We start from the raw sequence: 21,517 nt of genomic DNA on the forward strand, positions 1-21,517 counted from the left end.
TCCCCCTCGGTTCTGTTCATCGAGGATGACGCCGAGTTGCGGCGCGCGATCGTCGACGCGCTGGATCTTGAATCCATCGTCGTTCAGGCCCTGCCTGACGCCGCCCAGGCCCTGGCCGCCCTGACGCCTCAGTTCCGCGGCGTGGTGGTGTCCGACATCCGCATGCCGGGCATGGACGGACTGGAGCTGTTCTCACGCATTCGCGAACTGGATTCGCAGATTCCCGTCATTCTGATCAGCGGGCACGCCGATGTTCCGGTGGCGGTTCAGGCGCTGCAGGACGGCGCCTTCGATTTCCTGACCAAACCCTTCGCCATGGATCGGCTGATCAACGCCGTGAATCAGGCGCAGGACTATCGGACCCGCGCCCTGGCGCATCGCGCGCTCCGCGCGGCGACGGAAGCCGCCGCCCACGCCAACGCCCTGCTGATCGGCGAAAGCGCCGCCATGGTCGCCCTGCGCGAGGCCATCGCCCGCATCGCCGCATCGGATCTGGACGTTCTGGTCGAAGGGGAAACCGGCACCGGCAAGGAGCTGGCGGCCCTGACCCTGCACCGCCTCAGCAAGCGACGCGGCAAGAGCTTCATACCGGTCAACTGCGGCGCCATCCCCGATCACTTCGCCGAGGTCGAGCTGTTCGGCCAGACGCTGGACGGCTCCGGTTATCGTCGCACCGCCCAGGTCGGCCGGATCGAGGCGGCGGACAAGGGCACGCTGTTCCTTGACGAGATCGACAGCATGAGCCCCGGCGTCCAGGTCAAGCTGTTGCGCGTCCTCGAGGAACGCACCCTGACGCCGGGCGGCGAGCCCTATCCTGTCGATATCCGGGTCATCGCCGCTTCGAAACGGGATCTGGAAGGCGCGGCTCGAGAGGGCGCTTTCCGATCCGACCTGTTCTATCGCCTGAACGTCGTGCGTTTGCGGATGCCCCCGCTGCGCGAACGACGAGAGGATATCCTTCCGCTGTTCGCGCATTTCCTGGCGGACCGAAAGCAGGGGACGGAGATGGACGCCTACGCCGTATCCGACCCCATTCGCCGACACCTTATGGAGCATAGCTGGCCCGGCAATGTGCGGGAGTTGCGCAATTTCGCCCTCAGCACCCTGGTCAACGCCCCGGACGTCGAACCCGCCGCGACGCCGTCGCCTCAAAGTCTCACGGATCGGGTGGACGCCTTCGAGGCGGCTCTGATCCGCGAAGCCTTGCAGGCCGCCAGGGGCAACGTCTCCGAGGTCATCGCCCGCCTGGCGACGCCCAGGAAGACGCTTTACGGCAAGTTCAAGCGCCTCAACATCGATCCGGCGGACTATCGCTAGCCCGACTTTCGCGACCGCTTCGTGGGATACGCTCCGGCGAGACGCGTTGCGCGCCCTGACCGACGCTCACAAAACCCACCGCATCGCACACCACAGAAAGACCCATTGACACCAGAAAATAGCAAGCTAGAGAAAAAATCTTCCAGTTGATTACATTTTTGGCCAGATTGAGAAAAAATATTTTGTCAGTCGCCTCGCCACACCGTTTAATGAGCGGATGCAAAAAGGCGGACGATCCAACCCAGGCGGTTTCCTGATTGAACAGCGGCGGCTTGAGAAACAGCCGGCCGAGCAGCGCGTACGCGCCTTCACGGAGATCACGCTCAAACCGACCGCCGAGCGCGGTACGGCCCAGGCGTCGCGCTGCACCGACTGCGGCGTGCCGTTCTGCCAGAACGCCTGTCCGCTTCAGAACAACATCCCCGACTGGCTGGCGTTGTCGGCGGACGGCGACCTGCGCGAGGCCTGGCGCATCGCCTCGGCCACCTCGACCATGCCCGAAATCTGCGGCCGCATCTGTCCGCAGGACCGTCTGTGCGAAGGCGCCTGCACCCTGCAGCAGTCCGGCTGGGACGGCGTCACCATCGGTTCGGTCGAGGCCTGGGTCGCCGACGCGGCCTTCGACAACGGCTGGGTCGAGCCCATCCGTCCCCTGGCCGAACGCGGCCAGAGCGTGGCCATCGTCGGCTCCGGCCCCGCCGGTCTGGCCGCCGCCGATCGCCTGCGCAGCGAAGGCTACGCCGTCGTCGTCTATGACCGCCACGACCGCGCCGGCGGCCTGCTGACCTACGGCATCCCCGGCTTCAAGCTGGAGAAGCGCATCGTCCAGCGCCGCGTCGACCGCCTGATCGAAAGCGGGGTCGAGTTCATGCTGAATACCAATGTCGGCGTCGATGTGACGATGGACGAGCTGCGCGCGCGCCACGACGCCGTCCTTCTGGCCATGGGCGTCTATCAGGCCCGCACCCTGAGCGTTCCCGGTCGCGGTCCGAACGACACCGTCGCCGCGCTCGACTTCCTGATCGCCCAGAACCGCGTCGACTGCGGCGACGCCGCCGATGCCTCTGCGCCCCATGCGGCCGGTCGCAACGTGGTGGTCGTCGGCGGCGGCGACACGGCCATGGACTGCGTCCGCACCGCCGTCCGCCAGGGCGCCGCCAGCGTCGTCTGCCTGTATCGCCGCGACCGCGAGAACATGCCCGGCTCGGCCCGCGAGGTGCAGAACGCCGAGGAGGAAGGCGTCCGCTTCGAATGGCTGGGCGCGCCCAAGGCCCTGATGTCCAAGGGCGAGGCCGTCGTCGCAGTGCGCGCCCAGCGCATGGCCCTGACCGAAGCTTCCGCCGCAGGGCGGCGCGACATCGCCCCCGTTCCCGGCTCGGACTTCGACCTGCCCGCCGATCTGGTGATCGAGGCCCTCGGCTTCGAGCCGGAGGCCTTCGCCGAACAGCTCGACGCGGGCCTCGGCCTGACCAAATGGAACACCCTGCAGGTGGCGCGCGGCGGGTTCGCCACCACCCTGCCCGGCGTGTTCGCCGCCGGGGACGCCGTTCGCGGCGCCTCTCTGGTTGTCTGGGCCGTGCGCGACGGCCAGGACGCTGCGGCTGAGATCGACCGTTACCTGCGCGCGCGTACCGAGGAAGCCGCAGCATGACCAACGCATCGCAACAGAACTGGCTGGCCCAGTACGACGAGAACCGCGCCCGCCTGATCGAAGGCGGCGCCTATGATCCGTCCTCGGAACGCGACGCCTGCGGCGTGGGTCTGGTCTGCGCCATCGACGGCAAGCCGCGCCGCGAGATCGTCGAGATGGCGATCAAGTCGCTGAAGGCTGTGGCCCACCGCGGCGCGGTCGACGCCGACGGCCTGTCCGGCGACGGCGCCGGGGTCATGATCGAACTGCCCCAGGCCTTCTTCGCGGCCCAGGTGCGCGCCGTCGGCCAGACCCTGCGCCCCGGCCCCATCGCCGTGGGTCAGGTCTTCCTGCCGCGCACCGACCTGGGCGCCCAGGACCACGCCCGCGCTATCGTCGAGGCCGAGGCTATCCGCTCGGGCTTCTACATCTACGGCTGGCGTCAGACGCCGATGGACCTGTCGGTCGTGGGCGTCCGCGCCGACGCCACCCGGCCCGAGATCGAGCAGATCATGCTGGCCGCGCCCGAGGGCCTGGACGGCGAGGCGCTGGAGCGCGAGCTCTTCCTGTGCCGCCGTCGCATCGAAAAGGCGGTCCAGTCGTCGGGCCTGAACGGCTTCTATCTGTGCTCCCTGTCGGCCCGCTCCATCGTCTACAAGGGCATGGTCCGCGCCGAGCTGCTGGGCCAGCTTTATCACGACCTGAACGACCCCACGGTCGAGGCCGGCTACGCCGTCTTCCACCAGCGCTACTCGACCAACACATTCCCCGAATGGAAGCTGGCCCAGCCCTTCCGCATGCTGGCCCACAACGGCGAGATCAACACGCTTCAGGGCAATCTGAACTGGATGCGCAGCCACGAGATCCGCATGGCGGCCTCGGCCTTCGGCGACCGCGACCAGGAGGTCAAGCCGGTGGTCCAGCCCGGCGGCTCGGACTCGGCGGCCCTGGACAATGTCTTCGAGGTTCTGGTCCGCGCCGGGCGGCCCGCCCCCCTGGCCAAGGCCCTGCTGGTCCCCGAAGCCTGGTCCTCGGACGACGTGGTGATGAAGCCCGAGCACCGCGCCCTCTACGCCTATTGCAACGCGGTGATGGAGCCGTGGGACGGCCCCGCCGCCCTGTGCGCCGTCGACGGTCGCTGGGTCGTGGCGGGCAAGGACCGCAACGGCCTGCGCCCCTTGCGCGCCGTCGAGACCGTGGACGGCCTGCTGCTGGCGGGCTCGGAGGCCGGTCTGGTCCCCCTGCCCGAGGGCCGCATCAAGCGCCGCCTGCATATCGGCCCCGGCAAGCTGATCGCCGTCGATCTGAAGCACGGCCGCATCTACGACGAGCATGAGGCCGTCGACGCCCTGGCCGCCGCCCAGCCCTATTCGGACTGGCTGGACAACATGGTCGATCTGGAGCCGATCATCGGGCCCGGACCCGAGCCGCGCGCCGCCACCGGCGAGGCCCTGATCCGTCGCCAGATCGCCGCCGGTTTCAGCCGCGAGGACCTGGACCTGCTGCTGGACGCTCTGGTCCGCGACGGCAAGGAGGCCGTGGGGTCCATGGGCGACGACGCCCCGCCCGCCGTCCTGTCCAGCCTGCCGCGCCCGCTGGCGCACTATTTCCGCCAGAACTTCAGCCAGGTCACCAACCCACCCATCGACCCCCTGCGCGAAGCCGGGGCCATGAGCCTGAAGACCCGCTTCAAGAACCTCGGCAACATCCTGGCCCAGGACGAGGCCCAGACCGAGGTCTTCGTGCTGGACAGCCCGGTCCTGACCACCGGCATGTACCAGCGCCTGCTGGGCGTCGTCGCCGACGGCTCGACCACGGTGATCGACTGCACCTATCCCGTCCCGGCCGAAGGCGACCGCCCCGGCGCCGGCCTGCGTCAGGCGCTCGACCGCATCCGCGACGAGGCCGAGGCCGCCGCCCGCGACGGCGCCACCCTGATCGTCCTGACCGACGAGCACGCCTCGGCCGAGCGTCTGGCCGCGCCGATGATCCTGGCCACCGCCGGGACCCACGGCCGCCTGATCGCGGCGGGCCTGCGCACCTATTGCTCTCTGGTCGTGCGTTCGGCCGAGACCCTGGACCCCCATGCCTTCGCCGTTCTGGTCGGGGTCGGCGCCACCGCCGTCAACCCGTGGCTGGCGCAGGAACTGTTCCAGGAGCGTCTGGATCGCGGCGCCTATCCGGGCCTGACGCTCCACGACGCCTGCCTGAACTACAAGCACGGCATCGAGGCCGGTCTGCTCAAGGTCCTGGCGCGCAAGGGCATCAGCATCATCTCCGCCTATCGCGGCGGCTGCGAGTTCGAGGTCCTGGGCCTGTCGCGGGCTCTGGCCGCCGAGTTCTTCCCCGGCGCCCCGTCGCGCATCTCCGGCATCGGTCTGGCCGGTCTGGAGCAGGCCGCGCTCAAGCGTCACTCGGTCGCCTTCGGCGCGGCCGTGCCTTCCCCCTCGATGGGCGGCTTCTTCCGCATTCGTGCGGGCGGCGAGGCCCACGCCCATGACGCGAAGACGATCCACCTCTTGCAGGACGCGGTGAACCGCGGCGACTACAAGCGCTTCAAGCAATACTCCGCCGCCGTCCGCGAGCAGCCGGACCTGGCCCTGCGCGACCTGCTGGACTTCAAGGACGGCCTGACCCCGGTCCAGCTGCACGAGGTCGAGAGCGTCTCGGACATCCGCCGCCGATTCCTGTCCCAGGCCATGTCGCTGGGCGCCCTGTCGCCCGAGGCCCACGAGACCCTGAACATCGCCATGAACCGGATGGGCGCACGCGCCGTCTCCGGCGAGGGCGGCGAGGACCCGGCGCGCTATGTCCCGCGTCCGAACGGCGACAACGCCAACTCGGCGGTCAAGCAGGTGGCCTCGGGCCGCTTCGGCGTCACCGCCGAATACCTGAACCAGTGCCGCGAGATCGAGATCAAGGTGGCCCAGGGCGCCAAGCCCGGCGAAGGCGGCCAGCTGCCCGGCTTCAAGGTCACCGAGTTCATCGGCCGGATGCGCCACGCCGTTCCGGGCACCACCCTGATCAGCCCGCCGCCGCACCACGATATCTATTCGATCGAGGATCTGGCCCAGCTGATCTACGACCTAAAGGCGATCAACCCCGACGCCAAGATCACGGTGAAACTGGTCTCGGCCACCGGCATCGGCGCCATTGCGTCCGGGGTCGCCAAGGCCAAGGCCGACGCCATCCTGATCGCCGGCCACAACGGCGGCACGGGCGCCTCGCCCCAGACCTCGGTCAAGCATGCCGGAATGCCGTGGGAGATCGGTCTGGCCGAAGCCCATCAGGTGCTCAGCCTGAACCACCTGCGTTCCTCCGTGTCCTTGCGTGCCGACGGCGGCATCCGCACCGGCCGCGACGTGGTCCTGGCCGCCCTGCTGGGGGCCGAGGAATACGGCATCGGCACCTCGGGCCTGATCGCCATGGGCTGCCTGATGGTGCGCCAGTGCCATTCCAACACCTGCCCGGTCGGCGTCTGCTCGCAGGACGAGCGCCTGCGTGCCAAGTTCACCGGCACGCCGGAGAAGGTGGTCAACCTGTTCACCTTCATCGCCGAGGAGGTCCGCGAGATCCTGGCCTCCATCGGCGCCCGCACGATCGATGAAATTGTGGGCCGTACCGACCTGCTGCGTCAGACACGGCGCGGCGGTTCGCATCTGGACGACCTGGACCTCAATCCGCTGCTGATGAAGGTCGACGTCGACCGGCCCGGCCGCTGGGCCGACAAGGCGCGCCAGTCCGTCCCCGAGAGCCTGGACGCCCAGGTGCTGAAGGACGCGGGCGCCTTCCTGGAGCGCGGCCAGACGCTGGAGCTGTCCTATCCGCTGAACAACACCCAGCGCACGGCCGGCGCCGGCGTGTCCTCGGCCATCGTCCGCAAGTTCGGCCCCGAGGGCCCGCAAGGCCGTCTGAAGCTGAAGCTGGAAGGCATAGCCGGTCAGAGCTTCGGCGCCTTCGGCGCGCGCGGCCTGATCCTCGACGTCACGGGCGAGGTCAACGACTACGTCGGCAAGGGCCTGTCCGGCGCCGACATCCACGTCCGCCCCCATGAGTGGCGCGAGAACCAGCAGGTCTGCGGCAACACCACCCTGTATGGCGCGACGTCAGGCCGTCTGTTCGTGGCGGGCGCGGCGGGCGAACGCTTCGCCGTCCGTAACTCCGGCGCCGAGGCCGTGGTCGAGGGCCTGGGCGCGCACGGCTGCGAATACATGACCGGCGGCCGGGTGGTGGTGCTCGGCGCGGTCGGCTGGAACCTGGCCGCGGGCATGAGCGGCGGCGAACTGTTCGTGCTCGATGTCGACGGTCGCGCCGCCCAGGCCCTGAACGGCGACCTGGCCGGGATCGGCCGCATCGATGCTGAAGCCGACTCCCGGCTGAAGACCCTGATCGAGGCCCACGCCAGCGCCACCGCCTCGCCCCTGGCCCAGCGCATCCTGGCGGATTGGCCGAAGTACGCGCCGCGCTTCGTCCGGATCGCGCCGAAAACCGTCCTCGCCGCCGAAGCCGCCGAAACCAACGTCAGGCTGGCCCAACCGGCCTGACGTCATTCCCCCGTCGGGTCAGGCGCGCGCCACCTGGAAGCCGGCGAAGGACTGGCTGACCGGCATCAGCTCCAGCGCATTGATGTTCAGGTGCGCCGGCAGGGTCGCGACCCAGAACAGGGTCTCGGCGATGTCCTCGCCGGTCATGGGCTGAGCGCCGCCATAGAGGGCGTCGGACGCCGCCTGGTCGCCGCCGGTGCGGACCAGGGTGAACTCCGTCTCGGCCATGCCCGGCTCGATGGAGGTGACGCGCACCCCCGTCCCGTGCAGGTCCGATCGCAGGCCCAGCGAGAACTGGCGCACGAAGGCCTTGGTCCCGCCATAGGCGTTGCCGCCCTTGTAAGGATAGGTCGCGGCCACCGAACTGATGTTCAGGATCGCCCCCTTGCGCGCGATCAGGCGCGGCAGCAGACGGTGGGTCAGCGTCACCAGGCCGGTGATGTTGGTGTCGATCATCTGGCGCCACTGGGCCAGATCAGCCTCCTGCGCCGTCGCCGTGCCCAGCGCCAGACCGGCGTTGTTGATCAGCACGTCGATGTCGCGGAAGCCCTCGGGCAAGGCGTCCAGCGCCGCGTCGATGGCGGCTTCGTCCCGCATATCGAAGGCGGCGGCGTGAACCCGATCCGCGCCCAGTTCGGCGACCAGTTCGTCCAGACGTTCCTGACGGCGGCCGGTGGCGATCACCTTCCAGCCCGCACCGGCGAAACGGCGCGCCGCCGCCCGGCCGATGCCCGAGGTGGCTCCGGTGATCAGAATGACGCCGCTCATGATATCCGTCCTGGCTGAGGCTTTGCTGTGGGGGTGACTTAATCCCGCACCAGGCCGCCGTCGACCACCAGATTCTGCCCCGTCACCGCTCGGCTCCACGGCGAGGCGAAGAACAGGGCGGCGTCGGCGAACTCTTCCGGCGTGGTGACCGAGCGCAACGGCGTCATGCTGGCGATCAGGTCGAACACGGCTTCCGGAGTCGCCGCGCTGGCGTCGGTCGTGCGCAGCAGGCCGCCCGAGATCATGTTGACGGTGATGCCCGACGGCCCCAGATCGCCCGCCGCCGTCCGCGTCAGGCTGAGCAGGGCGGCCTTGGCGGCCGTGTAGTCGTGATAGGGCACGACCGGATTCTGGAACAGGTTGGTGCCGATGTTGACCACCCGGCCGAATTCTTGCGCCGTCATGCCCGGCGCCGTCGCCTGGATGACGTTCAGGGCGCCGCGGATCACGGTCGCGAACTGACGCTCCATGTCCGCCCACGGGATATCGGCCATCTGGGCGCGGGCGTCGCCGTTGAAGCTGTAGTCCAGCGCATTGTTGACCACCGTGCTGACCGGTCCGCCGAAATGCGCCTCGACCCCGGCGACCATGGCGTCAACGCCTGCACGATCCGTCACGTCGGCCTGAACAGTCAGGGCGCGCTCGCCCAGTTCCGCCGCCAGCGCCTCGGCCTGCTCGCCGCTGTTGCGCCAGTTGATCGCCACCCGCGCGCCCTGCCCGACGAAGGCCCGCGCCGCCGCCGCGCCCACGCCGCGCGCGCCACCGGTGATGAGAACGATCTGATCGCGGATTTCCATGAGAACAACTCGCAGCTTCTGAACCGACCTCAGCCATAGGCCGCGCCTGCCGTGAACGCCAGCACGCCTCGCCGAACATGGGTTGTATTTAGGATATATCCTAAGTACGCTTTTTCCATGAACAGCCTGTTCAAGGCCCTGTCCCACCCGGTGCGGCGGCGCATCATCGCCATGCTGCGCAAGGGGCCGCTGGCGTCCGGCGACATCGCCGCCGCCTTCGACATGAGTTGGCCGACCATCACCGGCCACCTCAACGCGCTCAAGGAGGCCGGTCTGGTCAGCCCCGAGCGCGAAGGGCAGTCGATCCGCTATCGGCTGGAGATTTCGGCGGTCGAGGAGGCTCTGGCCTTCCTGATGGATCTGAGCGGGACGGGCGCAGCAAAGGAGGAGGACCGTCATGACTAGACTGAAACCGGACGCCCTGGACCTGGCCTCGATCGTTCTGATCGTCGCCGTCGCCTCCCTGGCGATCTGGGTCGGAACCGCAGGCCCGACGACGCCGATCCCCATCCATTTCAACCTGGCGGGAGAAGCCGACGGCTGGGCCCCGCGCGGCCAGGTCGCGTGGATGATCGGCGGCCTCGGCGTAGTCGCCGCCGCGACCGTGGGCGGGTGCAGCCTTTACGCGCGGCGAGCACAGGCCGATCCCGCGCGCCGACGCAGCCTCAAGAGCGCCCAGTTGGTCAGCCTGCTGGCCTTCGCCGGCTGCATCGGCCTGATCGCCTTTCCCTTGTTCAGCGCCGTCCCACCCAGCCAGGGCGCGCACATGGCCCTGACCGCCCTGCTGTTGCTGGCGGTCGGCGCCTTCCTCGGCCGCGTCGGGCCCAACGTCGCCGTCGGGGTGCGCACCCCGTGGAACTACAAGAGCAAGCTGGCGTGGGAACGCTCCAACCGCTTGGCCGGACGGCTGATGTTCGGCCTGGGTCTGGCCGGACTGGTCGCCGCGCCGATCGCGCCCCAGCCTCTGGGGTTCAGCGCCCTGATCATCGGCGTCCTGATCGCGACCGCCTGGTCGGTGTTCGAGAGCTGGCGCGTGTGGCGCGCCGATCCGGACCGACAGCCCTTCTGACCCCTGCCCATCTGACGACGGAGACAAGCATGCTGACCCTCGCCGCCGCCCTGCTCCTCTCACCGGTTTCGACGCCGGTCGAGTCGACGTCCAGCCCTGCGCCCTTGCACGGAACCCTGCTGACGCCCGAAGGCGAGACGCGCGCCGCCGCCGTCATCATTCCCGGCTCCGGACCGACGGATCGCGACGGGAACAGCCCGCAGTTCGGCATTCAGGCCGCGACCTATCGCCTGCTGGCCGAAGGCCTGGCCGAGCGCGGCGTCGCCACCGTCCGCATCGACAAGCGCGGCATCGGCGAGAGCGCCGCCGCCGGTCCCTCCGAAGCCGACCTGCGCTTCTCAACCTATGCCGAGGACGCCCGCGCCTGGGCGACCGAGGCGGCGGCGAAGACGGGCCGCCCCTGCGCCTGGCTGATCGGCCACAGCGAGGGCGCGCTGGTCGCCCTGGCCGCTGTCGCCGCCAAACCCGACGGAGAGGGCGACAAGGTCTGCGGCCTGGTGCTGCTGTCCGGCGCCGGTCGCCCGGCGGGCGTCGTACTGCGCGAACAGCTGAACGCCCTGCCCGAACCGTTGAAGACCGAAGCCTATGCCGCCGTCGACGAACTGGAAGCGGGCCGCACGGTCGCCGATCCGCCCGCGTCGCTGGCCGCGCTGTTCCGGCCCTCCGTCCAGCCCTACCTCATCTCCTGGCTGACGCTGGACCCGGCGAAGCTGGCGGCCGCCTATGAGGGCCCGATCTTCATCGGTCAGGGGACGACGGACCTTCAGGTGACGGTCGCCGACGCCGAGGCGCTGAAGACCGCCCAGCCGCGCGCCGAACTGGCGATCTGGGACGGAGTGAACCACGTCCTGAAGGTCGCGCCCGCCGAGCGCGCCGCCAATATCGCGACCTATATGGACCCCGCCCTGCCGCTGGCGCCCGGCGTGGTCGAGGCGGTGGCGGATTTCGTGCTGAAGTAAGCCCTTCTCCCGCATGGGGAGAAGGAAAGCGGTCACCCGTCCAGTTCCGCCCGCGCCTGCTCGGCCAGGTCGAAGAAGCGACGGCGGACTTCAGCGGCGAAGGGGTTGTCGTGTTCGATGGCGCGGAACACCGCCGCGCTGTCGTGGCGAACCATGTCGACGCCCTGCACGACGCGTTCGAAACTGGTCGTGGTCATGCGCGTCGGCAGCGGCTCCATGGCCAGCAGCACCTTGGCGATCAGGTGGGTCAGGCCCTGCACCGTCGCCGCCTCGCGGTCGTGATCCTCGGGCGTGACGACGAAGACCTTGAGCCCCAGCGCCTTCCTACAGAAGGCGGCGACGCGCCACGCCGCCTTGTCGCCGCGCACCGGACAGACGGCGATCCTCAGCCCGGCGATGCCGTCCTTGCCGCTCTGAGGGCCGAACAGGGGGTGGGTGCCGACGATGGCGACGCCTTCAGGCAGGCCGTCCAGCATCACCTCGGCCGGCTTCACCTTCACCGAGCCGACATCGAGGATCAGCGCGCCCGGCGCCAGATGCGGCGCGATCGCCGCGACCGTCTCGGCCAGGACGCCTACCGGCACGGCCAGCACCACCGTCGGACAGGCGGCCGCCTCCTCCAGCGTCGTCATTCGGGCGAGCCCCTCGCCGTCGCTGACCGCCGGATCATGGGCGAGGATGTCGAACCACGGCGACAGATGCTTCGCGGTCAGACGCCCGAAGGCGCCGAAGCCGATCAGGCCGAGCGTTGGCTTCGCGCTGCTCACCCGGCCAGCGTCTCCTGGAACCGCACCGGCTGGCCGTGGGCCTGACCGATCAGTTCGCCGTCCTTCATCACCACGCGGCCGCGCACGATGGTGGCCACCGGCCAGCCGGTGGCCTCGAAGCCGTCGAAGGGGGTCCAGCCGCAGCGGCTGGCCTGCTGGTCGTGCGTGATGGTCTTCTTCGCCTTCAGGTCGACGATGGTCAGATCGGCGTCATAGCTGACGGCCATCCGGCCCTTGTTAGCCGTGCCGAACACGCGCTGCGCCCCGCCCGAGGTCAGGTCGATGAAGCGTTCCAGCGACAGGCGGCCGTTCGCGACGTGCGTCAGCATCAGCGGCACCAGGGTCTGCACCCCCGGCATCCCCGACGGCGAGGCCGGATAGGGCTTGGACTTTTCTTCCTTGGTGTGCGGCGCGTGGTCCGAGCCCAGCACGTCGGCCACGCCCTGCTGCATCCCCCACAGCCACAGGGCGTCGACGTGTTCCTGCGAGCGGATCGGCGGGTTCATCTGGGCGTAGGCGCCGAGGCGCTCATAGGCTTCGGGCGCAACCAGCGTCAGGTGCTGGGGCGTGATCTCGACGGTGGCGACGTCCTTGTGGAAGCGCAGGTATTCCATCTCGTCCTTGGTCGTGACGTGCAGGACGTGGATGCGGGCGCCGGTCTCCTTGGCCAGTCCGACCAGACGGCGGGTGGACATGATGGCGCTTTCGGCGTCGCGGACTTCCGGGTGGCTGGTCCAGTCGCCGGTGCGGGCCAGATTGCGACGGTCGACCAGGCGGTATTCGTCCTCGGAATGGAAGGTGGCGCGGCGGCGCACGTTGGACAGAACCTTGCGCACCCCTTCGTCGTCGGCGATCAGCAGGTCGCCGGTCGAGGCGCCCATGAAGACCTTGACCCCGCAGCAGCCCGGCAGGCGCTCCAGATCGGCCAGATGGTCGGCGTTCTCATGCGTGCCGCCGATGTAGAAGGCGTGGTCCGTCCACATCCGGTCGCGCGCCCGCGCCAGCTTGTCCTCCAGCGTGGTCGGATCGGTCGTGTTGGGGTTGGTGTTCGGCATCTCGAATACGGCGACGACGCCGCCCAGGGCCGCCGCGCGGCTGCCGGTCTCCAGGTCTTCCTTCCATTCCAGCCCCGGCTCGCGGAAGTGGACCTGGGTGTCGATGACGCCGGGCAGGACGGTCAGGCCGGTCGCGTCGAACACCTCTCCGGCCGAGGCCTGTGACAGGTCGCCGATGAAGGCGATGCGGCCGTCGATGACGCCGACGTCGGCCTTGCCCCGCCCGGCGTGGTTGGCCACCTCGCCGCCCCGAACGATCAGGTCATAGGTCTGGGTCATCGCGCGCATCTCCTGAAACTTCGGCGCTTATGCGCGCCGAACAGCCGGGAGCGCAAGCCGAGCGGCGATCAGGCCGCCCGTTCCGCCAGCAGCTTTTTCGTCGCCTTCAGCACCCGCTCATAGGGCAGGTCCATCATGTGCTGAATGTGCTGGTTCAGGCGCGGGTCCAGGTCCTGAAATTCCTGAAGCGTGCGCGGGCCGCGCACGGCGACGCCGGTCCAGGGGCGCTTCAGCGTCTCATCCGAAGGGCCGAAGACCGCCACCGCCGGAACGCCCGCCGCCACGGCCAGTTGGGTCCACAGGGAGTCGCCGCCCAGATAGAGGGTCGCGTGCGACAGAGCGGCCGCCGTCTGCAACCGCGTCAGCCGTCCCTGCAGTTCGATCACCCGGTCGCGCTTGACCGCCGAGCGGACGGTCTGGGCCGCGTCGCGGTCCGCCTCCTCGCCCACGATCATCAGCCGCCCGCCGGCCAGCGGCCCGCCCTCGCCCAGCAGGGAGATGGCGATCTTGGCGTAGCGATCGGCCGGCCAGCGCTTGCCGATCCAGTCGGCGCCCGGTCCGATCGCCAGGATCGGACCGTCGCCCGGCGGGATCAGGGCGTCGGCAGCCTCCTGCGTATCGCGCCCGATGAACAGGCGGGGAGCGGGAATTTCGTCCAGTTGCAGGGTCCGCGCCGCCTGTTCGACCAGGTGGACGCCCGGCAGGGGCTTGCCCTTCACCGCCCGCCGCTGGCGCCGCAGCTTGCCCGACAGGGTCGAGCCGCGCATGTCGACCACCAGGCCCCAGTTGGTCTCGCGCACCTGGTTCCACAGGGCGATCCAGTCCCAGCGCCCGTCGCGATCAAGCGTGATCAGTCGCTGAAGGCGCGGCAGATCGGCGAACAGCGGCGCGCTGGCCGGCGAGCCGACGACGGTGAAGGTCGCCTGGGGGACAGCCTCGACCAGTTGGGCCAGCGCCCCCGACGACAGGACCGCCTCCTCGGCGTCCGCCTCGGCGATGTAGAGGATCGGAAAACGACCATGCATGAGGCGAGTCTAGCCGGATTCCCTTCGGAATTCAGCGGGAAGATGGCGCGGGCCTTCATCACCTCGCTCCAAGGCCCTGCGCATCGTGAATCCGCAGCCCGGCCATCGTCTTCCGGCCCGCGCAGCGGGCTGGGGAAGCTCGACGCTCTTGCGACTCGACAGGCGACGCCCTTGCAGGGAACCGCCTCACCTTCACAGTGATGTGAGGTCAGAAACTTGCCTTACGCCCAGCAAATAGGCATATGTCCCATATTGATATGACAATATGCAGCCTCTTCAGCGACTATCCTTGAGATAGCTTTTAGATCGCAGTTTGCTTGATCATTGTCAGTTTTCGACAAAGTGGAACGATCAATCATGACGCCTCGCGCGCATGAACTCTAATGTATTGAAATGATTTTCATCACCATCACCGACCACCGAATTACAGCTCAATCATTACCCGTTCCGGTGGTTCGGCTCTCCTGCAGTCCCATGGGTTTTTCGGCCGCCGCGCCGCCCTGCGCCCGGGACTTCTCCCCCATCAGACCAAGGTGAATATGCCCAAGCAAAAACGTATCGCCGTCATCGGCGCCGGCCCGTCCGGCCTGGCCCTGTTGCGCGCCTTCCAATCCGCCCAGGACAAGGGCGCGGACATCCCCGAAATCGTCTGCTACGAGAAGCAGAAGGACTGGGGCGGCATGTGGAACTACAGCTGGCGCACCGGCATCGATGAGAACGGCGAGCCCGTTCACGGCAGCATGTACCGTTATCTGTGGTCGAACGGCCCCAAGGAATGCCTTGAGTTCGCCGACTACACCTTCGACGAGCATTTCAAGAAGACGATCTCCTCCTATCCCCCGCGCGAAGTCCTGTGGGACTACATCCAGGGCCGCGTGAAGAAGGCGAACATCCGCCGCTACATCCGCTTCAACACGGCGGTGAAGGACGTGGCCTTCGACCAGGCGTCGGGCCAGTTCACCGTGACGGCCCAGGACTATTCCGCCGGTCGCCGCACCTCGCAGACGTTCGACCATGTGATCGTCGCCACCGGCCACTTCTCGACGCCGAACGCCCCGTCCTATCCGGGCTTCGACCTGTTCCCCGGCCGTATCCTGCACGCCCACGACTTCCGCGACGCGGCCGAGTTCAAGGGCAAGGACGTCCTGCTGATCGGCTCCAGCTATTCGGCCGAGGACATCGGCTCACAGTGCTACAAGTACGGCGCGAAGTCGGTCACCACCAGCTATCGCAGCCAGCCGATGGGCTATGACTGGCCCAAGGGCTGGGAGGAAAAGCCCTGCCTGACGCGCGTGGACGGCAAGACCGCCCACTTCAGCGACGGCACGCGCCGCGACGTCGACGCCATCATCCTGTGCACCGGCTACAAGCACCACTTCCCCTTCCTGCCGGATGCGCTGCGGCTGAAGACCAGCAACCGCCTGTGGCCGCTGAACCTGTACGAAGGGGTGGCTTTCACGCCGAACCCCAAGCTGTTCTACCTGGGGATGCAGGACCTCTGGTACAGCTTCAACATGTTCGACGCCCAGGCCTGGCTGACGCGCGACATCATCATGGACCGCATCGCCCTTCCGTCACGCGCCGACATGGAGGCCGCCAACGACCTCTGGCGCGAGAAGGAAGTCGCCATCCGCACGGATGAGCAGGCCTTTGAATATCAGGGCGACTACATCAAGCGCCTGATCGCCCAGACCGACTATCCGGATCTTGATGTCGACAACATCAACCGGATCTTCCTGCAGTGGAAGAAGGACAAGAAGGCCGACATCATGGGCTATCGCGACAAATGCTACCGGTCGGTCCTGACCGGCACCCTGGCGGCGCGCCACCATGTGCCGTGGATGAAGGCGTTCGACGATTCGCTCGAGGCCTATCTGCGCCTGCCCTCGACCCGCAGCCAAGCCGCGCGCGCCTGATGCAACATCCCCTCCGAACGACAAGCGTTCGGAGGGGATCATGCTCATGTCAGGCCCGGATCAGGGATTGGCCGCAGACCAGGCCGCATAGGCGTCCAGCGCCCGCTGAGGCGAACCGATCCACCAGGAATAGCCGTTGCGACGACCGATCGAGATGCCGTTGACGTCGTCGTGGATCGTCTGATCCTTGTCGCCGAAGATGGGCTGCCCCGTGACCAGGTCATAGTTGCGCGACCAGATCGGTCCCGCGCCGGGCTTGTTGATCAGCTTGCGGCCGTCGTCGGTCATCTCGAACGACTTGTCATAGACGCGCACCGACTCCAGCCAGGCCACGGCCCCGCGGATCGCCGCCTTGACCTCCGGCGACGGGTTCGGCTCGGCCATCAGGAACTCGAGCACGTCGGTCGTCTCGCCGCTGGCGATCGAGCGGGGTTCGTAGTTGCGGGCGCTGGTGGGCACCAGGCGCATCGGTTCGACCTGCTGCGGCCAGCCCTGAAGCTGATCGCCCTTTCGAACCTGGGCGGCCAGGGTGACGTCGATGGCCTTCTTCACCGCCTCGGCGGCGCGCGCCTCCAGGTCGGCGGGGACGAAGTCGAAGCCTTCCGTGCCCTGGGCCACGTCGCGCAACACCATGGCCGCATTGGCCACGGCGTTGTCGTTGAAGGTGATGGAATCGTGGAAGCCGCCTTCCAGCGGCCAGTTCTGCGGCCAGCCGCCGTTCGGATACTGGGCGTTCAACAGATAATGGACGCCCCGGATCACGCTGGCGCGCCAGGCGTCGCCCTCGGGGCCGGGCGCCTGGGCCGCGACCTTGGCCAGATAGCGCATCTCGGTCCAGGTGGAGTCATTGTCCAGCGTGCCGACGAAGGTCCAGAAGCGGTCCGCCGGAGCGTCAAAATTGGCCGGATTCTGCTCCATGGTTTCGGCGTCGTTGGAGAAACGCTGCCCCGGCAGTCGGACGATGCTGCGGTCCTGGTTCTTGCTCCAGCCGCCCGCCGGGGTCTGGAAGCTGACGACCGCGTCGGCGACGGCGCGGGCCTCGGCCCCGGCGTACCATTCAGCCGGCCGATCCAGCGGCATGTGAGAGCTGTTGCCGCGGATGGCCAACGGCGGCGGCGGCGGCGTCGCGCCGGCCGGCAGTTCGGCGGCCAGGGCCGCACGGTCCGCCTTCATCTGGGCCTGCGACCGCTCCAGATAGGCCTGCCACGCCGGGCGCTCGTCGTCCGGCAGGGCGCCGATGCGGTCGAAGGTCAGTCCGAGCGCCGGCGTATTCATCCGAAGAACTTCGGCGTGCGCGCCGTCGGCGCCGGGAGCCGCCGCAACGGCCAAGGCTAACAAGGAAAAGGCGAGGGCGTGTTTCACTGAGGCGTTTCCCGACTGCGTTCGTTCCGAACATCATTCCATTATGTAGTCCATCATTTTGCATGGTGACATTCGATGGGCAAGCACCCAGACGGCCGCCGGCGCGGTTTTGTGCGCCGGCCCGGACGCGGGACGCCGTCCCCTCTCCGCTTCCCGGCCGCGATGCGCTAGACCCCGGCCATGTCCCTGCCCCTTCTTCCCGATCGGACCTGCGGCGGCTGCGTCGAATGCTGCCGCGTGATCCCGCTCGACCTGCCGGAACTGGCCAAGCCGACGGGCGAACTGTGCGCCTACTGCGTCGACGGCGCGGGTTGTTCGGTGCATCGGATCCGCCCCCAGACCTGCCGCATCTGGTTCTGCCTGTGGCGCGCGGTGGAGCTGTCGGACGACTGGCGGCCGGACCGCAGCGGCGTGATCGTGCGGCCCGACGGGGTCGAGGACGGCGTCATCACCCTCTATGTCCTGCGCCGCTCGGACTTCCTGATCGGGATCGACTTCTTCGCCGCCGTGGCGGGCTGGATCGCCGAAGGCATCGAGGTGGCGCTCAGCGTCCCCGGCCCGGTCGGAACCTATCCGGCCCGCGCCGTCGTGACCGACTGGCTGCGGCCCGCCATCGAGGAGGGCGATCCCGACGCCTTCGCCGCACGCGTCCTCGCCTCGCTGGACCGACTGGCGCAGCATGACTTCCAGCCGGACGGGATCACGGCGCGCTACGCCGTCGCCTGAGACTCCACGACCGTGATCTCGGGCCAGCGGCCGCGGGCGTTGGCGATCACGCGCTCCCAGCCCCTGGCCAGGCCGCGCGTGGGATTGGGGCGAATGACCATGTCGAACACGTCCTCCAGCCCGAAGGGCGCGAGCACGCTGATCGCGTCGTCAGCCTCCAGCCGCACCCCGACGGCGAAGGCCGGGGCGACGAAGCGGGCCGGAGCGTCGTCGGTGCAGGTCAGAGGCGTATAGGGTTCGCCGAACTTGCCCTCGAACCACAGGTGGACCCGCGCCTGGTTGCGCACCTCGACCTGATCGCGCACCGGCGGCGCGAAGGCGGCGGCGACGCGCTTGATGACGACGTCCTCGGCGTCCCAGGAGGTGTCGGCGTCAAAATAGCCGATGTCGTAGTCCTTGATTCCATAGCCGATCGGACGGCCCGTCTGGACGTTCCACACCGCCTGATAGACAGCGCCCGAGAACAGCCGCCAGTCAGGCAGGTTCAGGTCCCGCACCACGGTCAGCACATGCATCAGGCCCGCGTCGGCGCGGACGATCTCGGTCAGGCGAGTTTCCAGGGTCATGCCGTCCTGTGAGGGCGATTCCGCCGGCTGGCCAAGCGGCCTCAACCCCGCACCGGCCAGGCGTGGTCCAGCGGGCCGTGGCCCTGGCCCAGGCCCGGCGCGCGACGGATGGCCTCGGCCACATAGGCCCAGCCTTCCGCGACCGCGACCGGCAGGGGCAGCCCCTTGGCGATCCCCGCCGCACAGGCGCTGGCCAGGGTGCAGCCGGTGCCGTGGGTGTGACGCGTCTCGACCCGCTCGCTCTCCAGCACCGTCTCGCCGTCAGCGGTCAGCAGCAGGTCGACGACCGTCGCGCCCGGCACATGGCCGCCCTTCATGAGGACGGCGCGCGCGCCCATCTTCAGCAGCGCCTCGCCCGCCCGACGCTGGCCGTCCAGATCGGCGACCGCCAGTCCGGTCAGGGCCTCGGCCTCGGGCGCATTGGGGGTCAGCAGAAAGGCGCGGGGAACCATAAGGCGACGCACCGCCTCCACCGCCGTTTCCGCCAGCAGGGGCGAGCCGCCCTTGGCGATCATCACCGGATCGACCACCGCCGGAACGCCCGCCGCATAGTCGATCAGACCCGCGACGGTCTCGACCACCTCGACCGAGCCCAACATGCCGGTCTTCAGGGCGTCGGCGCCGATGTCGTCCAGCACGGCCCTTGCCTGGGCCTCGATGACGTCGAGCGGCAGGGGATGGACCCCGTGAACGCCCAGGGTGTTCTGAACGGTGACGGCGGTGATGGCCGTGGCGGCGAACCCGCCCAGCATGGTCACGGCCTTGATGTCGGCCTGAATCCCCGCCCCGCCCCCGGAGTCGGAGCCGGCCAGGATCAGCACCCGGCCTTTTTTGTTTCCCCTATCGTCTCCGGCGCGGCCGGAGACTGCTTGAGGGGGATTGGCGCCCTTCTTCTCTCCGGCGCGGCCGGAGACGGCTTGAGGGGATTGGGCCTGGCTCATGCCGTCACGCCCGAAAACAGCTTCAGCCCGACGATGCCCGCTACGATCAGCAGGATGCAGACCGCCCGCACCGCCGTCGCCGGCTCGCCATAGACGGCGACCCCGATCACCGCCGCGCCCACGGCGCCGATGCCGGTCCAGACGGCGTAGGCCGTGCCGACCGGCAGACGCTGCGTCGCCGCCCACAGGCCGATCATGCTGGCGGCCAGCGCCAAGGCCACCCCCAGGGAAATCAGCGGACGCTGCACCCCGACGTATTTCACGCCGGACGCCCAGCCCACTTCGAACAGCCCCGCCACGACGAGAACCAGCCAGGGATTGAGAGACAGAAGCCAAGACATGGCGGCTGAATGGCGGATGGCGCGCCTCCAGACAAGAGCCCTCGCCTGCTGCTCGGCGCCCGTCTCGGGAAACAAATTGGAGACGGCGTGCGTTGCCGCCTCAGTCGCTGAAGAGGTCGGGATCGAATGCGCGCCCCTGAAGTCCGCACCGGAATGCTGATCCGCCGCCCGGTCGATGAGGTCTACCAGGCCTTTACCGAGCCCGCCGTGACCTCGTGGTTCTGGTTCACTCACGGCGACCGACGTCTGTCGCCCGGCGCCAGGGCGACGTGGACCTGGGGGATGTACGGCGTGTCCACTCGCGTCGCCGTGAAGGACGTCCAGGTCAACAGCCGCATCCTCATCGACTGGAATCTGGACGATCAGCCGACCGAGGTCGAATGGCGTTTCCAGGCGCGCGACCGGACGAGCTGGGTCGAGATCTTCAACCGGGGCTTCGCCGCGACGGATGAAGGCGTGGCGGCGGCTCTGGACGTTATGGAGGGCTTCACCCTGGTGCTGGCCGGCGCCAAGCTGTGGCTGGAGCGGGCGATCGAACCGGCCTTCATCGTCGACCGCTTCCCCGATCAGGTGTCGCCGGACTGGAAACGCTAGGGCCGGGCCGCCGCCGCGACCGCCGCCTGAATCTTCAACGCCTGAACCGTCTCGCGCACGTCGTGAACCCGCACCATTCGGGCGCCGCGGCGCGCCCCCTCCAGCGCCAGGGCCAATGAGCCGCCCAGGCGGTCGGTCGCCTCCGTCGCCGTTTCGTCCACCCCCTGGATGAGGCGCTTGCGGCTGGCGGCGTAGAGCACCGGAAAGCCCTGATCGACCAGGGCGTCCAGACGCGCCGTCAGCGCCAGATTATGCGCCGTCGTCTTGGCGAAGCCGACGCCGGGGTCCAGCCATATCTTCTCGCGCGCGACCCCCGCCGCCAGGGCCGCCTCGGCGCGTCCCGCCAGAAACCCGGCGACCTCGGCCACGACGTCGTCATAGTGCGGGTCGTCCTGCATCGTCTTGGGCGCCCCCTTCATATGCATCAGCACCACCTCGCAGCCCAGTTGGGCGGCGGTCGCCAGACTGTCGGGCGCGTGGCGAAGCGCGGTCACGTCGTTCCATATCGTCGCGCCGGCGGTGACGGCGACGCGGGCCACGGCGGGCTTCATGGTGTCGATGCTGATCGCCCCGTCCCACCGCGCGCGAAGGGCGGCGATCAGCGGGACGACGCGGGAGATCTCCTCCGCCTCGCCGACCGGGTCCGAGCCCGGACGCGTGCTTTCGCCGCCCACGTCCAGCACGTCGGCGCCCTGATCGATCAACCTCAGGGCGTGGGCCAGGGCGGCCTCATGGGTGGCGAGCCGCCCCCCGTCGGAAAAGCTGTCCGGCGTGACGTTGACGATCCCCATGACGAGCGGGGGCTTCACGAGGGATTGATGGGTCATGCGACAGCAGCTCCGAAGAGCGCGGTTTGACTTT

General features: G+C 68.7%; 19 protein-coding genes. 9 read left to right on the forward strand and 10 right to left on the reverse strand.

Features of this window, described 5'->3' with window-relative positions:
* Positions 1 to 18 precede the first annotated feature (18 nt).
* From AC52GN_RS12635 to gltB, 3 genes are all read left to right on the forward strand, one after another.
* Positions 19 to 1,317, forward strand: a complete 1,299-nt coding sequence (locus tag AC52GN_RS12635) for a sigma-54-dependent transcriptional regulator (protein ID WP_496528811.1) — start codon at positions 19 to 21, stop codon at positions 1,315 to 1,317.
* Positions 1,318 to 1,534: 217 nt separating this feature from the next.
* Entirely contained in the window at positions 1,535 to 2,968 is a 1,434-nt protein-coding gene (locus AC52GN_RS12640; RefSeq protein WP_496527316.1) for an NAD(P)-dependent oxidoreductase, read from the forward strand.
* Complete coding sequence (gene gltB, locus AC52GN_RS12645) at positions 2,965 to 7,491, forward strand: glutamate synthase large subunit (protein ID WP_496527317.1); 4,527 nt, start codon at positions 2,965 to 2,967, stop codon at positions 7,489 to 7,491. The genes AC52GN_RS12640 and gltB overlap by 4 nt, the downstream gene beginning before the upstream one ends.
* Before the next feature lie 18 nt (positions 7,492 to 7,509).
* Here the strand turns inward: gltB and AC52GN_RS12650 are convergent, their stop codons facing one another.
* Both AC52GN_RS12650 and AC52GN_RS12655 read right to left on the reverse strand, forming a co-directional pair.
* Complete coding sequence (locus AC52GN_RS12650; RefSeq protein ID WP_346485988.1) at positions 7,510 to 8,259, reverse strand: SDR family NAD(P)-dependent oxidoreductase; 750 nt, start codon at positions 8,257 to 8,259, stop codon at positions 7,510 to 7,512.
* 38 nt (positions 8,260 to 8,297) lie between these two features.
* A complete protein-coding gene (locus tag AC52GN_RS12655) occupies positions 8,298 to 9,056 on the reverse strand; it encodes a 3-oxoacyl-ACP reductase (RefSeq protein ID WP_496527318.1) in 759 nt (252 codons plus the stop codon).
* Between the two features lie 117 nt (positions 9,057 to 9,173).
* On the opposite strand from AC52GN_RS12655, the gene AC52GN_RS12660 reads away from it, so the two are divergent.
* The 3 genes from AC52GN_RS12660 to AC52GN_RS12670 are packed head-to-tail and all read left to right on the forward strand — an operon-like array spanning position 9,174 to position 11,084.
* On the forward strand, positions 9,174 to 9,461 hold the full coding sequence (locus AC52GN_RS12660; RefSeq protein WP_312220071.1) for a metalloregulator ArsR/SmtB family transcription factor: 288 nt from the start codon (positions 9,174 to 9,176) through the stop codon (positions 9,459 to 9,461).
* Positions 9,454 to 10,125 (forward strand): SdpI family protein, encoded by a 672-nt coding sequence (locus AC52GN_RS12665; RefSeq protein ID WP_496527319.1) that lies wholly within the window; start codon positions 9,454 to 9,456, stop codon positions 10,123 to 10,125. Before AC52GN_RS12660 ends, AC52GN_RS12665 begins: the two co-directional genes overlap by 8 nt.
* A 29-nt stretch (positions 10,126 to 10,154) precedes the next feature.
* The gene (locus tag AC52GN_RS12670) at positions 10,155 to 11,084 is read left to right on the forward strand and encodes an alpha/beta hydrolase (RefSeq protein ID WP_496527320.1); all 930 of its coding nucleotides are present in this window, start codon (positions 10,155 to 10,157) and stop codon (positions 11,082 to 11,084) included.
* Positions 11,085 to 11,116: 32 nt separating this feature from the next.
* Here AC52GN_RS12670 and AC52GN_RS12675 read toward each other — a convergent pair whose 3' ends face one another.
* From AC52GN_RS12675 to AC52GN_RS12685, 3 genes are all read right to left on the reverse strand, one after another.
* Positions 11,117 to 11,851 carry a prephenate dehydrogenase/arogenate dehydrogenase family protein gene (locus tag AC52GN_RS12675; RefSeq protein WP_496527321.1) on the reverse strand — a complete coding sequence of 245 codons (735 nt, stop codon included), beginning with the start codon at positions 11,849 to 11,851 and terminating at the stop codon, positions 11,117 to 11,119.
* Entirely contained in the window at positions 11,848 to 13,185 is a 1,338-nt protein-coding gene (locus AC52GN_RS12680; RefSeq protein WP_496527322.1) for a dihydroorotase, read from the reverse strand. Before AC52GN_RS12680 ends, AC52GN_RS12675 begins: the two co-directional genes overlap by 4 nt.
* Before the next feature lie 68 nt (positions 13,186 to 13,253).
* Positions 13,254 to 14,210, reverse strand: coding sequence for a glycosyltransferase family 9 protein (locus AC52GN_RS12685; protein ID WP_338576717.1), 957 nt, complete (start codon positions 14,208 to 14,210; stop codon positions 13,254 to 13,256).
* 539 nt (positions 14,211 to 14,749) lie between these two features.
* Here AC52GN_RS12685 and AC52GN_RS12690 point away from each other — a divergent pair.
* A complete protein-coding gene (locus AC52GN_RS12690; RefSeq protein ID WP_496527323.1) occupies positions 14,750 to 16,126 on the forward strand; it encodes a trimethylamine monooxygenase in 1,377 nt (458 codons plus the stop codon).
* Positions 16,127 to 16,186: 60 nt separating this feature from the next.
* Here AC52GN_RS12690 and pelA read toward each other — a convergent pair whose 3' ends face one another.
* On the reverse strand, positions 16,187 to 17,401 hold the full coding sequence (gene pelA, locus AC52GN_RS12695; protein ID WP_496527324.1) for a pectate lyase: 1,215 nt from the start codon (positions 17,399 to 17,401) through the stop codon (positions 16,187 to 16,189).
* Positions 17,402 to 17,668: 267 nt separating this feature from the next.
* Here pelA and AC52GN_RS12700 point away from each other — a divergent pair, with 267 nt between their 5' ends.
* Entirely contained in the window at positions 17,669 to 18,214 is a 546-nt protein-coding gene (locus tag AC52GN_RS12700; protein ID WP_496527325.1) for a hypothetical protein, read from the forward strand.
* Here the strand turns inward: AC52GN_RS12700 and AC52GN_RS12705 are convergent.
* The 3 genes from AC52GN_RS12705 to AC52GN_RS12715 form a co-directional block, all read right to left on the reverse strand.
* The gene (locus AC52GN_RS12705) at positions 18,199 to 18,780 is read right to left on the reverse strand and encodes a nucleotidyltransferase family protein (protein WP_496527326.1); all 582 of its coding nucleotides are present in this window, start codon (positions 18,778 to 18,780) and stop codon (positions 18,199 to 18,201) included. The two genes, AC52GN_RS12700 and AC52GN_RS12705, sit on opposite strands and share 16 nt — an antisense overlap.
* Positions 18,781 to 18,821: 41 nt before the next feature.
* Entirely contained in the window at positions 18,822 to 19,601 is a 780-nt protein-coding gene (gene thiD, locus AC52GN_RS12710; protein WP_452111006.1) for a bifunctional hydroxymethylpyrimidine kinase/phosphomethylpyrimidine kinase, read from the reverse strand.
* A 116-nt stretch (positions 19,602 to 19,717) separates the two neighbouring features.
* Positions 19,718 to 20,062 (reverse strand): DMT family transporter, encoded by a 345-nt coding sequence (locus AC52GN_RS12715; protein ID WP_291777365.1) that lies wholly within the window; start codon positions 20,060 to 20,062, stop codon positions 19,718 to 19,720.
* A gap of 126 nt (positions 20,063 to 20,188) precedes the next feature.
* On the opposite strand from AC52GN_RS12715, the gene AC52GN_RS12720 reads away from it, so the two are divergent.
* On the forward strand, positions 20,189 to 20,656 hold the full coding sequence (locus AC52GN_RS12720) for an SRPBCC domain-containing protein (RefSeq protein WP_496527327.1): 468 nt from the start codon (positions 20,189 to 20,191) through the stop codon (positions 20,654 to 20,656).
* On the opposite strand, the gene folP is transcribed toward AC52GN_RS12720, so the two are convergent.
* Positions 20,653 to 21,483, reverse strand: a complete 831-nt coding sequence (gene folP, locus AC52GN_RS12725) for a dihydropteroate synthase (protein WP_496527328.1) — start codon at positions 21,481 to 21,483, stop codon at positions 20,653 to 20,655. The genes AC52GN_RS12720 and folP overlap by 4 nt on opposite strands.
* Between the last annotated feature and the right edge of the window lie 34 nt (positions 21,484 to 21,517).

This window comes from Brevundimonas sp. SS2672 (genome assembly GCF_059579685.1).